13 protein-coding genes and 1 tRNA gene are annotated in these 13584 nt (G+C 42.8%); 6 read left to right on the top strand and 8 right to left on the bottom strand.

The window, feature by feature from the left end; genetic code table 11:
* Positions 1 to 186 precede the first annotated feature (186 nt).
* Together IQ234_RS16020 and IQ234_RS16015 are read left to right on the top strand one after the other, a co-directional pair.
* Complete coding sequence (locus IQ234_RS16020; RefSeq protein WP_110578476.1) at positions 187 to 522, top strand: hypothetical protein; 336 nt, start codon at positions 187 to 189, stop codon at positions 520 to 522.
* 87 nt (positions 523 to 609) lie between these two features.
* Entirely contained in the window at positions 610 to 2157 is a 1548-nt protein-coding gene (locus IQ234_RS16015; RefSeq protein ID WP_193957804.1) for an FAD-dependent oxidoreductase, read from the top strand.
* A 136-nt stretch (positions 2158 to 2293) separates the two neighbouring features.
* Here IQ234_RS16015 and IQ234_RS16010 read toward each other — a convergent pair whose 3' ends face one another.
* Positions 2294 to 3802: a helicase C-terminal domain-containing protein gene (locus IQ234_RS16010; RefSeq protein ID WP_193957803.1), complete on the bottom strand. Its 1509-nt coding sequence runs from the start codon at positions 3800 to 3802 to the stop codon at positions 2294 to 2296.
* A 153-nt stretch (positions 3803 to 3955) separates the two neighbouring features.
* On the opposite strand from IQ234_RS16010, the gene psb28 reads away from it, so the two are divergent.
* Complete coding sequence (psb28, locus tag IQ234_RS16005) at positions 3956 to 4294, top strand: photosystem II reaction center protein Psb28 (protein ID WP_002746239.1); 339 nt, start codon at positions 3956 to 3958, stop codon at positions 4292 to 4294.
* Between the two features lie 83 nt (positions 4295 to 4377).
* On the opposite strand, the gene IQ234_RS16000 is transcribed toward psb28, so the two are convergent.
* From IQ234_RS16000 to IQ234_RS15980, 5 genes are read right to left on the bottom strand one after another with little or no spacing between them, the layout of a single operon-like run.
* Positions 4378 to 4896 carry an FKBP-type peptidyl-prolyl cis-trans isomerase gene (locus IQ234_RS16000; protein ID WP_185240843.1) on the bottom strand — a complete coding sequence of 173 codons (519 nt, stop codon included), beginning with the start codon at positions 4894 to 4896 and terminating at the stop codon, positions 4378 to 4380.
* 6 nt (positions 4897 to 4902) lie between these two features.
* A complete protein-coding gene (locus IQ234_RS15995) occupies positions 4903 to 5226 on the bottom strand; it encodes a phasin family protein (protein WP_002746237.1) in 324 nt (107 codons plus the stop codon).
* A 14-nt stretch (positions 5227 to 5240) separates the two neighbouring features.
* A complete protein-coding gene (locus tag IQ234_RS15990; RefSeq protein ID WP_193957802.1) occupies positions 5241 to 7064 on the bottom strand; it encodes a phosphodiester glycosidase family protein in 1824 nt (607 codons plus the stop codon).
* Positions 7065 to 7066: 2 nt separating this feature from the next.
* A complete protein-coding gene (locus tag IQ234_RS15985) occupies positions 7067 to 8608 on the bottom strand; it encodes a bifunctional pantoate--beta-alanine ligase/(d)CMP kinase (RefSeq protein ID WP_193957801.1) in 1542 nt (513 codons plus the stop codon).
* A gap of 13 nt (positions 8609 to 8621) precedes the next feature.
* On the bottom strand, positions 8622 to 8804 hold the full coding sequence (locus IQ234_RS15980) for a hypothetical protein (RefSeq protein ID WP_193957805.1): 183 nt from the start codon (positions 8802 to 8804) through the stop codon (positions 8622 to 8624).
* A 369-nt stretch (positions 8805 to 9173) separates the two neighbouring features.
* On the opposite strand from IQ234_RS15980, the gene IQ234_RS15975 reads away from it, so the two are divergent.
* From IQ234_RS15975 to malQ, 3 genes are all read left to right on the top strand, one after another.
* Complete coding sequence (locus IQ234_RS15975; RefSeq protein WP_002765292.1) at positions 9174 to 9911, top strand: HAD family hydrolase; 738 nt, start codon at positions 9174 to 9176, stop codon at positions 9909 to 9911.
* Between the two features lie 85 nt (positions 9912 to 9996).
* Positions 9997 to 10067 (top strand) — tRNA-Gly (locus tag IQ234_RS15970).
* A gap of 155 nt (positions 10068 to 10222) precedes the next feature.
* The gene (malQ, locus tag IQ234_RS15965) at positions 10223 to 11725 is read left to right on the top strand and encodes a 4-alpha-glucanotransferase (protein ID WP_193957800.1); all 1503 of its coding nucleotides are present in this window, start codon (positions 10223 to 10225) and stop codon (positions 11723 to 11725) included.
* Positions 11726 to 11775: 50 nt separating this feature from the next.
* Here the strand turns inward: malQ and IQ234_RS15960 are convergent, their stop codons facing one another.
* Together IQ234_RS15960 and argF are read right to left on the bottom strand one after the other, a co-directional pair.
* Positions 11776 to 12201, bottom strand: a complete 426-nt coding sequence (locus tag IQ234_RS15960; protein WP_193957799.1) for a hypothetical protein — start codon at positions 12199 to 12201, stop codon at positions 11776 to 11778.
* Between the two features lie 132 nt (positions 12202 to 12333).
* Positions 12334 to 13260 carry an ornithine carbamoyltransferase gene (argF, locus tag IQ234_RS15955; RefSeq protein WP_193957798.1) on the bottom strand — a complete coding sequence of 309 codons (927 nt, stop codon included), beginning with the start codon at positions 13258 to 13260 and terminating at the stop codon, positions 12334 to 12336.
* Positions 13261 to 13584: the final 324 nt, after the last annotated feature.

Genomic DNA, 13584 nt, shown 5'->3' with positions numbered 1-13584 from the left:
ATAGATTTTCAATAAAAAAGATGTAAGCCTTGAAAGCACTTAATTTATCAAAATAAATTGATGCAAGTTTGCAGACTTTGAAATTTCAGCTATCTGTAATGAAATTTCAAGTATCTGTAACCCCACAGGCTTGCCCTCTTTTTGGCTACCATAGAGGATATAGATAAATTAGCGAGGGAGTTAACAATGTTTGGCAAACCAGCGAAGGAACCGAACCCACCGGAGGTAAAAGACCTACAGGAGGTGATGTTTTCAATTAAGCAAAATCTCGAACCGGATCAGGATAAAACTGATATTAATCTTGTTGAGACTCCTACTCCAGAGGTGGTTACTGTAGTTGAAAATATTAGTAAAATTCTCTCTCCCTATTTTATCGTTTTGGTGGGTTTATTTCTCTATGATCGAAATAGTTTTATCGGTTTTTTATTAGTTTTCACGGGAGTTTTAGCGATTTTTGGGGTTTCTCTCAAGGATATTAATAAACTCTTTGAAGAAGGAAAAAAGTTTTTCCAATCTAAGTAGTTTTCTACTCTGGATATGGTGATAGGTGATAACTGATAACTGATAACTCACATCTGAAAACTCACAACTGATAACTGATATAAGATTATGTCTTTATTTGCATCTTTACTCGATCGAGTATCTCCTCAGAGTTTACAACAATTGCGGGCCAGCGATCGAGCTTGGCAAGCTTTGCGTTTAGAAAATCCAGTTATTCCTACGGTAATTAATCAAAGTCAAGAATCTTTAGGAGAGACGGATTTTGATCTAGTTATTGCGGGGGGAACTTTGGGAATTTTTATCGGGGCTGCTTTGCAAACTAGGGGCTGGCGTGTGGCATTATTAGAAAGAGGTATTCTGCGCGGTCGTGAGCAGGAGTGGAATATTTCCCGTTTAGAATTAAGCAGTTTTTTAGAGTTAGATTTATTGACCGAAGCTGAATTAAATCAAGCAATAGCGACGGAATATAATCCTGCTAGGGTGGGATTTTATCAAGGTTATGAGCTTTGGGTTAGAGATATTTTAAATATTGGTGTTGATCCGGTTTATTTGCTAGAGACTTTAAAAACTAAGTTTTTGCAAGCGGGAGGAAAGTTATTAGAAAATTCGGGGTTTAGCGGGGGTATTATTCATCCCGATGGAGTAATGGTTAAAACGGGAGAAGTAACTTTAAAAACTCGTTTATTAATCGATGCCATGGGTCATTTTTCGCCAATTGCAAAACAGGCAAGAAAAGGAGAAAAACCCGATGGAGTTTGTTTAGTGGTGGGTAGTTGCGGTCAGGGTTTTCCCAGTAATGAAACTGGTGATTTGATTTATTCTTTTACCCCAATCTTGCACCAATGTCAATACTTTTGGGAAGCATTTCCCGCTAGGGATGGTCGGACAACTTATTTATTTACCTATCTTGATACCCATCCCGATCGCTTTAGTTTAGAATTTTTGATGGAGGAGTATTTAAGATTACTGCCAGAGTATCAAAAGGTAGATTTAGAAGCGGTAAAGTTTCAGCGTTTTCTAGCGGGTTTTTTCCCTGCCTATCGTCAAAGTCCTTTAAAAATGCCTTGGTCAAGAATTCTGGCAGTGGGAGATAGTAGCGGTAGTCAATCTCCGGTAAGTTTTGGCGGTTTTGGAGCAATGGTCAGGCATTTAAAAAGGCTAACTTTCGCCATCGAGGAAGCTTTAGAAATTGATGCTTTAAGTCGAGAAGATTTAGCACTTTTACAACCCTATCAACCAAATATATCCGTAACGTGGCTATTTCAAAAAACTATGAGTGTCCCGATGTCTGCTAACCCTAATCCCAATCAAATTAATGACTTAATGAGTGGAGTTTTTCGGGTAATGGATAAGTTGGGAAATGAGGTATTAAAACCGTTTTTACAGGATGTGGTGCAGTTTTCTTCCCTCTCAAAAACTTTGCCTTTAGTTAATCCTCAATTGGTTTTACCAATGATTCCACAAGTGGGTATCAGTCCTTTTATTGATTGGACGGGACATTATTTTAATTTAGCTTTGTATAGTGGTTTATATCCCTTAGCAACCACCTTAAAACCTGTTTTAGAAAAGTTACCCCACAAGCAAAAATATCTTTATCATCGTTATTTGGATAGTTGGAAATATGGCTCTGGTGGGGATTTTATCAGTGAACAGTAAACTGATAAGTAGGTAGGTGTTAAAAGTTGTCAGACACCCCCCTTATCAAGGGTAGCAGGGGGGATCGAACCTAAAATCCATTTTTAATTTAATTATAACCAGCTACTTAACTGATAACTGATAACTGATAACTGATTTAATCTTTATCTTGAAAGAATTGTTGATCGAGATAATTAACTTTAGCATAGGGTTCTAAAGCGGAGAGAATTTGTCGGCCATAACTGCGAGCATTGACTCGATTATCGAGGACAGCCACACAACCCTGGCACTCCCGGAGAGACTGAACAGATTGCTGAATTTCCCTCACTGCTGTGGGTAAAAGATAGGCACGAAACCAGTCGAGATGTTGTCGTTTATAGTAAGCAATTTTGCCAGCAACGAGAGGATTTTCGGGGGAGGGTAAGGGTAAAGTAGCGATAATTAATAAACTGGGAGTAAGAAATTTTTCTTGATGGGTTTGCCAGAATTGCCAACCACAAACGAGAATAGTATTACTATTAATCCCTGTTTTTTCCACTTGCACTCGCGAACCGTAATCGGCTGCGAGTTGGGTGGCAATTTGTGCCTTGAGGGGAACATCTTCAATCAGGATTACTATCGGTTGTTCACTGGTATGATTAGCACTAACTAATTCCCGCACTTGCTTTAATAACATCGGTTGAAATTCGGGGGTATTGGGGGCGCTGATGCGATCAGGTAGATATAAATGAATATATTCACTTTCGCGATCAGCTGCAAACTTTAGAGTTAAAATATCTCCGATACCCTGATTTTGACGGTATAAATTAGCGGATTTTTCGCTATCTAAAAAACTGCCGATTAAAACAAAGGGTTGCTGCTGCCAAATTGGTTTGAAAAAACTAGCAACCTCCAAAGGACTGATTTTTAGGGTAAATTCTTCTCGCTCTCGATCTACTGATGTCCAGAGGAGATAATTAAGCTCGGGGATTTTTGCCGCTAAAAGTTGCCAAATAGAATCAGTGGTTAAGTCTTGATGCAAGCGTTGCAGGAGAGCAATTATATATTCTTTTTCCTTGGCATCAATGAGATAGCAATTATAGGGATTAATGGGATGACCAAGAATACTTTGGCTAAGTTGTGCTTTAATTAAGTCTATAAACTCTCTATGCTGGGGATATGCTGACTCTAAAGCAGACCATTGTTCGGGAGTAATGGTGACGGTGAGATAATCTACTAGACAAGTTTCTAAATCTTCGGCTCGATCGATTATAGTGGCGATATTCTGGGGAAAATGACCGAGATTGCCCAATTTATCCTCTAACCATTGTTGGGGTGTGGTGAGGAGTAAACCAGTAAAATTAGCGGGAAAGCGATCGCTTTTGAGGATATCTCGCTGACTTTGTAACCATGTTTGCAGACGGGGGATTTCCACTTCTAACAGTAGATTTAATTCTGACTCGGGGGCAACAATCAGAACGGGTGTATCACCTAAAAGAGCCGGGGTGAGATAACTCAGACAATAACGGGTGAGAGTAGTTCCAGTTTGTATGAGAGAGGAACGTTTTAAGCGTAAAGCTCTAGCCACCAGTCGCCCCATAGTGAGATGATGAGACCAGTAAAAGCGTCCTTGTTCGCGTAAAAAAGCGCGTAGGGAAGAATGAACCGCTGCTTCTAATAAAACCATCTCATCTCAGTTATTGGTTATCAGTAGTCAAACCCACTCCCGCGAGTTTACCGTGGATACTTTAAGTTTATGGTGTCCCATCTGCTTTTTACTTGCGACTTGGTGTGAGATGATCTAGAAATGTCTATTTTATGAGAAGGATAAAGAAAAGTAATGGCAGAAATTCAGTTTTCCAGGGGGTTAAAAGAACCGGTTGTTCCCGATATCCGCTTAAGTCGCACTAAAACGGGAGAGAAGGGATCGGCAAAATTTTATTTTGATCAACCGACTATCCTCGGAGATCAACAAACCGAGGAAATCACTGGGATGTATCTCATCGATGAGGAAGGAGAAATCGTCACCAGGGAAGTAAAAGGCAAATTTATCAACGGTAAACCCATGGCGATCGAAGCTACGGTTATTTTTAATTCTCCCGCAGAGTGGGATCGTTTTATGCGTTTTATGGAGCGTTACGGCAGCGAAAACGGTCTAGAATTTACTAAATCCTCCTGATTTTGCCCTTAGCTCCCAGTAATTTGTCAAAAAACCCGCATTCAGGAGCGATGCGGGTAGAGGTGAAAAATCAGAGGAAAAACCTATTTAACTCCCAACAATTCCACATCGAAAAGTAAAGTCGCGTTGGGAGGAATCACCCCACCAGCACCCCGGGCACCATAACCTAATTCTGGGGGGATAATTAAGGTACGCTGCCCACCGACTTTCATCGATGCGACTCCTTCATCCCATCCTTTGATCACTTGACCAACTCCAATGGTAAAGGTAAAAGGTTGATTGCGATCCTTTGAACTATCGAATTTTTCGCCGTCTGTCAGGGTTCCCGTGTAGTGAACAGTCACTTTTTGACCTTTTTGGGGAGTTTCTCCAGTTCCTTCCACGATATCGATGTATTTTAGTCCCGAATCGGTGGTAACTGCTTGATCTAAATCCATGGAGATGATTTCCTTATTAATAGTTTGAGTGATAGCGGGTGGATTGGTTTCTGCGGCGATCGCATTGGTTTTTTCCCCTCCACCAAAGAGAGAAGCAGCGATTAAAAATAAGCCACAAACCGCAATAATAGCAAAACTGAGCAAGATTTCGCGCATTGATTTCATAGTTCCCTAACGCCAGAGTTTATTCTCTAAGTCTCTCACCTGTCGTTCTAATCTATCAATCCTTCCCCGCAGTTCGTCCATTTCCGATTGTCGGGGAACCCCTAAATCCTGCAAAATCTGGCGAATATAGCGTTCTAAGTTGTTCTCGAAGCTCCCCTGTTCAGACTTCATCTGTGTCATCAGATCATCGACAAAGTTTTTAGCCTGATCAGAATTGATTTTACCGTCTTTGACTAATTCGTCGCTCACTTCTTTGATTTTTTCTGCCACCATGGAAGTAGTGCCAATACCCATCAGCAGCAATTGTTTAATCCAGTCGCTATTATCCATTGTTTTCACACCTTTCAAGGAGACGGGGATAAAAATATTCCTATTCCATTATGGACTTTTGCAGCGGTAACGGCAGAGCGATCGAGCAGATAACCCGCCAAGGCTATCCCGGTGGAACTACCCCCATCTAGGTTTAAACCGTCCTTTGCCGCCATTAACAGCAAAATTCGGGCTAATTCGCCTAAAGTTGCCCCCCTTCCCCCGACGCGATTATGGATAGCAACTAGCAAAATTTTTCCTTCTTGGCTAACTGCGATCGCACTGCGGGAAGCTTGTTGATTTTGGAATGCCGGACTAAATTTTTCGGCATTTCCATCCAAAACTATGCGCCCATTCTGCAATAATAGGGGACCAGCACCTAAAATCTGGGGATAATTAGCAAAATCTCTCGGTAGGGTGACGCTATCGAGGTTGACTGTCTCACCAATCTTTAAATTAATATCTGTCTTTCGGCAGATGACTAAATAGCCATTTTCCGGTATGTCTATACTATCCTGTGGCAAAAGATTATTTAATTTCTCCGTTATGCGATCGCCTTGGACGACTAACCCGGTTTCGCGCTCGGTGAGGGGATGATAATTACTTCCCCAATCACGAGTATAACGACTGCAGCCGGCTGCTACAAAGGCACTATTTAACTGGGTTAGGGGAAAACGCTGTCCGGTGGCAGTAATCAGGGTTTCCTCTAAACTCAGGCGATCGATCCTGATTTTACCACGATTATCCCATGCGATCGCTCCTCGGTTTAAAATTGGTCCGGATAACCATTTGCCATCCACACGAATTGCCCCCAAAGGTAACTGATTATTACGATTAAAAAAGCCGCCATTAATCATCGCTACTGCATTACTTTCGCTATTAATCGTGATCAGAGGATTAGTGCCGCGCATTGAGGTGGAATTAGCGGTGATTGGTTTAATAGTTATCTGAGGATTTCTAGGATCAATTTCTAACCAAGTTACGGGAAACCAATCTTGATCTAACTGGATATATTTTTGATTCCAGATTAACCCTGGCTGCCAAACAATGCGCTTTTCATCCATAGCATCGGGACGAGAATCAATGATAATTCGGGGAGGATTATCCACACTGCTGATCTGTAATCCGTAGGCAGTGGGAAGATTGATTTTTAAACGACTGATCACCCCATTATTTTCTAAGGAAGTGATCTGAGTGCCTAAGTTATTATTAGAGTTGCCTAGATCATCTTCATCGTTATTTTGGTTACTGTTGCTAATAGTTTTGGGTTGAAACCTAGAGATAAGCGATTGCTGGGCATTTCCTTCTAGGGTAATCACTGCTTGATTTTTTGCCTGACTAACTTGCCAAAAGGTCGGGCGATCGAGTTGAATAATAATCCTTTGTACTGCTCCATAATTTTCTAGCTGAATATCTTCAATCTGGGGAGCAGGAAAGTTAATAGTTAAACTATCGCCATTAATAGTGGTTGTTGCCCCCATTTTTAGTAAAATATCCGTAACATCTAGCCAGCGATCGGAATCAATTAAATTAGCTGATAAAGTTTGTAAATTGAACCAGCTTATCGGTTGCTTTTTCGGATCATTTGTGCTAAGAAAATCCATGCCGAATAATTGTCTTGCTCCCGTGTCACCCATGGCGATTCTGGTACTATTTGCTGCTGTCCACTGTCGCCAAGAAACGGGTAAAGAACGACCATTAAGAATAATTTTTTTTCCCTGTTGCTGGTTTGATAAATCCCGAGAAGCTAAAGTTATTGGTGATCTATGATCGGCTAAAGATATAGCTGGACTGCCGATAATTATCAAGGAAGTTACCGTTAAACAGATAGATGAGAAAGTCAGGTAATTTAACTTCATAATTATCCCCCTAAATTACCTGATTTAAGATGATAAAGAGCAGTGATTTTTTCCGTGACTTCTGCAATAGTGAGATGATCGGTGTTAACTTCGATCGCATCTGTGGCTTTTCGCAGGGGTGCTAGGGAGCGATTACTATCCAAATAATCCCTTTTTTCAATCTCTTGGGTTAATTCTGCGAGACTAATACCCCCATTTCCCTGCGCTTCTAAGTCTTTTAATCTCCTTCTCGCTCTTTCTTCGGGTGTCGCTGTCAAGAAAATCTTTAATTCCGCTTCTGGGAAAACATTAGTACCAATATCTCGACCTTCCACAACTATTCCCCCCGACATTCCCAGTTGTCTTTGCAGGGTGACTAACTGCTGTCGCACCGCTTTTTGAGCGGCAATTCGGGATACTTGCGCGGTAATTGCGGGAGAGCGAATCTCTAAAGTCACATCCTGCCCATTAATCTTCACTATAGTCGCATTTCCGGGACTATCGGCCGAGATTATTTCTATCTTTGCTAAAGATAATAACTCGGCGATGGCCGCTTCTGCGGACAAATCCAGACCGGAATTCACCACTAACCATGTCACTGCGCGATACATCGCACCGGTATCGAGATAGGTTAACCCCAATTTTTCCGCTACTAAGCGCGTGACTGTGGATTTTCCCGCTCCAGCAGGCCCATCAATAGCGATAACTGGCCGACGTTGACACAAGATAATATTATCAATTAAACGGGTTTGACCGATCAATCCAGCGATCGCTAACAGTCCCCTTGTCTCGATCTGCTCGATCGGTTGTAAACTTTGGGGATGGACTAAATCCAGATACTGACAGCGAAATTCTGGTACTTTGTCGAGATTTTTTTGGACAATAGCCAGTAGTTTTTCCCTTTGTCTTTCCCCTAAACGAAAACTTTCGAGAGCTAATTGCAAACTTTGGGGGATAATTGTCGCTTTTTCCCTTTCTATGACTGATAGATACTGATTGCGAGAACTAACGGCTAATCCCGATGTTTCTCGCACTGTAGCACAAGCGCGAATCTCGATCGCTAAATTTAAATCCCTGACTAATTGCCGGATAACCGCTAACTGTTGGGCATCCTTTTCACCAAAATAGGCGATCGTCGGTGCAATAATATTAAACAACCGCGTGACAATTGTGGCTACTCCCTGAAAATGCCCCGGACGAAAAGCACCACATAACCCGCTAGTCAGAGAAATCGGGGGAACAACTGCGGTTATCTCCTCAGAATCACCAATTCCTAAAGTTTCCGCACTCGGAGCAAAAATAGCAGCAACTCCCAAGGATTCACACAATTGGCGATCGCTGTCAAGGCTGCGGGGATAGCGAGAAAAATCCTCTGTGGGGCCAAATTGTAGAGGATTAACAAAAATACTAACCACAGTTACCTCCGCTTCTGTCACTGCCCGTCGAATTAGACTAGCATGACCTTTATGGAGAGCGCCCATGGTTGGCACGAGAGCAATACTATGATCATGGCGATAATCAGCCAAAAAAGTGCGTAAACCGGGGATTGTTGTGAATATTTGCACAGGGTTCACTCCTTTAATAGCCTATTCCACTACTATTCGCCAGGGGATGCTGCCCGATGATCGATTCGGCTGCTTCCGGGGAATCGGCTTTAAATAATAACATCCCATCGCCTCTTTCTGTCCAATAACTCGTTTTTGTCTCCTGTGCTGTCTCGGTTAACCGCTGCATATATGCTTGTTTGACAAACCAGGGCATGATTTTTTTCAGGACAATGACTGGTGAGCAGCCCGAAAATTATATAGATTAATGGCAAAAAAGACTTGACAAAATCCCTCGATTTGACTTATACTTTCTAGTATAATGGGAATCCGTGCCAAAATATATATAAGCCTTTTTTAGTTCCGATAATTAAGTGGTTCTGATTAAATAGAAGATAGATTTTGTCTTTGATACCCCTGCCCCCTAGGGCTGATTCAAGGTAGGGTTGATTCATGAGTCAACCCTACCCGACTTCGGGGGGGATTGGGGGAAAATAGTTCTTAGCTTACCCACACCCGGCCCCAACGAAAAACTTTAGTATAATCAAGAATATTTAGTATTTATTAGCTTTTCTGTCTAAGATTGATGTTAAAGGCTGTTCTGTTCGATTTTAATGGGGTGATCATCAATGATGAACCAATCCATCAAGAGTTAATTAATGAAATCTTGCTCGGAGAAAATTTGCTGCCCCTAGGGTCGGAATTTGCGGAGTTATGTCTGGGAAGAAGCGATCGCGTCTGTTTGCGTAATGTTCTCACCCGTCGCGGTCGTCAAGTGACCGAGGAGTATCTGACTAAGTTAATTAACAAAAAAGCCAGTTTATACCGAGAAAGATTAGGAAAATTAGAGAAACTTCCTATTTATGAAGAGATATACTCTTTTTTAAAACGGGTTAAGGCCAGGGATTTACAAATCGGTTTGGTGACGGGAGCAATACGCTCGGAAGTGGAATCAATCTTGCAACGGGTGGGCCTTGGGGATTACTTTAGTGTCATTGTCACCGGTGATGAGATTAGCACCAGTAAACCCCAACCGGATGGTTATTTACTGGCCGTGGAAAGATTCAATCGTTGGAATTTTAATCTACAGTTGCAACCCTGGGAATGTCTGGTGATTGAAGATACTTTTGTTGGTTGCGAAGCGGCAAAAAGAGCGGGAATGCAGGTGGTGGGAATCGCTCATACCTATCCCTTCCATTTTATGCAGAGAGTGTCTAACTGGGCGATCGATAATTTCTCCCAACTAGACCTCGATCGCGTGGAAGAAACTTTTAGCCAAATCGGGGATAAAAAGGAGCGATCGGGATTTTTAGGCAATTTATAACCATCTAGGGGCGATTAACAAGCTGAAAATCTCTACTTGCAAAAATTGGCAATTCGTGTTAAACTAACGAAAGTGCTAAAAAAACGCGGGTGTAGTTTAGTGGTAAAACCCTAGCCTTCCAAGCTAATGATAGGGGTTCGATTCCCCTCACCCGCTTAAGTTGTTGTGTCTCATTTTGTCCCATAGGTCTAATAAAGTTGTTAAGTATTGCCCTTATCGATCGAGATCGGGTTAGCTTGGAGATAGCAGTGAGCATTCAGCTTTAAACACTTAATAACTGCTAACCGAATCACTGATAAGGGGGTTTTTTCATGGCTTTTAGCCGTTCTAGCGGTATTTTGCTTCATCCCACCAGTCATCCCGGTCGTTACGGGATTGGAGAACTAGGTAGGGAAGCCTATCAATTTATCGATTTTTTGGCTCAAAGTGGTCAAAAACTCTGGCAAATTCTCCCTTTAGGCCCGACAGGGTACGGTAACTCTCCCTACATGAGTTTTAGTGCCATTGCTGGCAATCATCTCCTGATTAGTCTCGATATTCTTCGGGAAAAAAACCTGCTTAGTGACGCAGATTTCGAGGATATTCCCGATTTTCCCCTCGATCAAGTGGATTTTGATAAATTGATCGCTTGGAAAATTCCCCTACTTAGAAAGGCGGCGAGCAATTTTGTCAAGGGTTCTGACACAATTCTTTACAAACAGTTTGCCGGCTTTTGTGCTGGCAATGCTGATTGGTTAGAGGATTATGCCCTATTTATGGCTTTATCCCACGCTTACCCGGGTAAAGTATGGATGGAATGGCCGACGGAAATTCGCGAACGTCATTGGGGTGCGTTGGAAACACCGAAACAGGAGTTACAAGAGGAGATTTTTCTGCACAAATTCCTGCAATTTGAGTTTTTTGAGCAGTGGTTAGCCCTAAAACGCTATGCTAACTCCCTCGGTATCGAGATTATCGGTGATATCCCCATTTATGTCTCCCATAATAGTGCCGATGTTTGGGCAAATCCGCAGGTTTTCCGACTAGATCCCCAAACCGGTAATCCCTTGGAAGTGGCCGGGGTTCCCCCAGATTATTTCTCAGAAACGGGGCAATTATGGGGCAATCCTCTCTATAACTGGGATTATCTCAAAAATACGGGCTTTGACTGGTGGGTACGCCGTTTAAAAGGGGTTCTTTCCCTAGTCGATATCATCCGTATCGATCATTTTCGCGGATTAGAGGCCTATTGGGCCGTGGCTTTTGGCCAGGAAAATGCTATTAATGGTCATTGGCTGAAGGCCCCGGGTTATGATCTCTTTAATACTATTGGCACTCGTTTGGGTAAATTGCCGATTATTGCCGAAGATTTGGGCGATATTGACCAAGCAGTCCTAGATTTTCGCGATCACTTTGCCTTCCCGGGGATGAAGATTCTTCACTTCGCTTTTGGGGGTGATGCGGGTAATCCCTATCTTCCTTTTAACGTCGAACGCAACTGTGTGATTTATACCGGCACTCACGATAATAATACTACTGTGGGCTGGTTTCAGGATAACGCCAATGACTACGAAAAAGCGCGACTATATCAATATCTTGGCGCTCCCAGTGGTCAGGGAGTAGCTTGGGATCTGATTCGACTTGCCTATAGTTCCGTGGCTAATCAGGCGATCGTGCCGTTACAGGATGTGTTAGGTTTAGGATCGGATGCGCGGATGAATACCCCCAGTGTCGCAGAAGGGAATTGGTCATGGCGCTATCGTCAGGAAGCTTTAACTGGAGAATATAGCGAGAGATTGCGAGATTTAGTCAATTTTTTTGGCAGAAATCGTTAAATATCAACCCTTTTTTCGAGACGTTACTCCTAACGTCTCTTTTTGTCTGCTTAATGTGAGGGAGAATTTTTTAGCAATCTTTGCCGGATGCGATCGAGATTTTCTTGACTATTGACGGGTAAATGGGGTAGGGGTAATTCTAAATTGGGCCAATTACTCAAATCATGGCAGGGACAGGATAAACCCGATTGGCCCAGCACCTCAATTGGTACAGGTATAGTACAGCGAGCGCAGGGATGAAATTCCCATTGAGGGGAAAGTAAGTCTTGGATAGTTTGTTGAGTACCTTCTAGGTAACAATCGCCACTTTCAGGATCGAGCATTTTTTGCCAACAATCTTCAAACTCCGCTGAATAGCGATCGCCATTGAAGATAGGCAGCGGACATAGCATAGCTTGGTTTTTGGGACAAATAACTTTTTTTCCCAATTGAAACCAATGGGCGAGATATTGTTTAACTGCGGAGGTGTCTGACATATAGTGTGTGTGGAGGCTGCCCTGATTATTGCTCTTACCATCAATCCTAGCGTTAACTTCTAGTGTCGGACAGAGCCGGTGACGATAGATTATGTAGTTTAATAATTATTTTAGGTAACTGAGCATCGGCAGCTAGATTAATCCCAATAAACTCACCATTAAAGCTTTTTGGGCGTGCATCCGATTTTCCGCTTGTTCCCAGACTTTTGATTGTACACCCTCGATCGCCTCGTCGGTAATTTCTTCCCCCCGGTGAGCAGGTAAACAATGGAGAATAATTGCGTCTTTGTCAGCGTGACTCATGAGCTGTTCATTGACTTGGTAGGGCTGAAAAACGGGAATTCGGGCATCAGCGAGGCTTTCCTGTCCCATACTTGCCCAGACATCAGTATAGACCACCTGAGAGTCTTTTACTGCCGTAACGGGATCGTCGGTAATTAAGATTTTACTACCGGTTTTCTCGCCAATAGCTTGGGCGCTGGCGACAATTTCCCCATCCGGTTGATAGTTTGCGGGGGAAGCAACCCGCACATTTAACCCCATCAAAGCGCCACCTAAGAGGAGAGAATTAGCGACATTATTACCATCCCCCACATAGGTGAGGTTAATTCCCCGTAAAGTCTGAAAAGTCTCTTGGATAGTCTGTAAATCGGCTAATATCTGGCAGGGATGTTCTAAATCTGTTAAAGCGTTGATAATCGGGATGCGCGAGTAATTAGCAAAAGCTTCTAAATCCTCTTGTTTAAAGGTGCGAACTGCGAGAATATCGAGATAGCGATCGAGTACCCGGGCTGTATCGGCTAAGGGTTCCCCGCGCCCCACTTGGGTTACACTGGGATTGAGATCGATTACCTGTCCCCCTAACTGGTACATCGCGACGGTAAAGGAAACCCGGGTCCTGGTGGAAGCTTTATAAAATAGCAATCCTAAGACTTTGTTGCAGCTAGGGTTAAGATTACCAGCTTTAAGCTGTGCCGATAGATTGAGTAGGGCGCTGATTTCTTGGCTACTCATGTCGGTTATTCTTAAAACATCTCGTCCTTTTAAAGTGGCTACCATTGGTTTTTCTCTCGATAAACAGGGGTTTTGATTGGCTTTTATGGCAGTTAGCGAGGCTGCAAAAATCTTGAGTAAAGACCTTATTATAATCCAGTTTTTTCGCTATTAGGCAATTTTTCCCGAAATTTTTGATTGTGGGGGATGTTAGTCCAGCTAACACCCCCAAATTATCTTTTCAATTAGGTAGGTGTTAAAAATTGTCAGATTCCCCCCTTATCAAGGGGGGATTAAGGGGGGATCGGCACCCCCTTATCAAGGGGGGCAGGGGGGATCCAACCCCCCTTATTAAGGTGGCTCCCCCCGCCTATCGGCACCCCCCTTATC

This window comes from Microcystis aeruginosa LEGE 91341 (genome assembly GCF_015206885.1).
Classification (GTDB): domain Bacteria; phylum Cyanobacteriota; class Cyanobacteriia; order Cyanobacteriales; family Microcystaceae; genus Microcystis; species Microcystis aeruginosa_H.
This window is presented reverse-complemented; position numbering and strand designations above follow the sequence as displayed.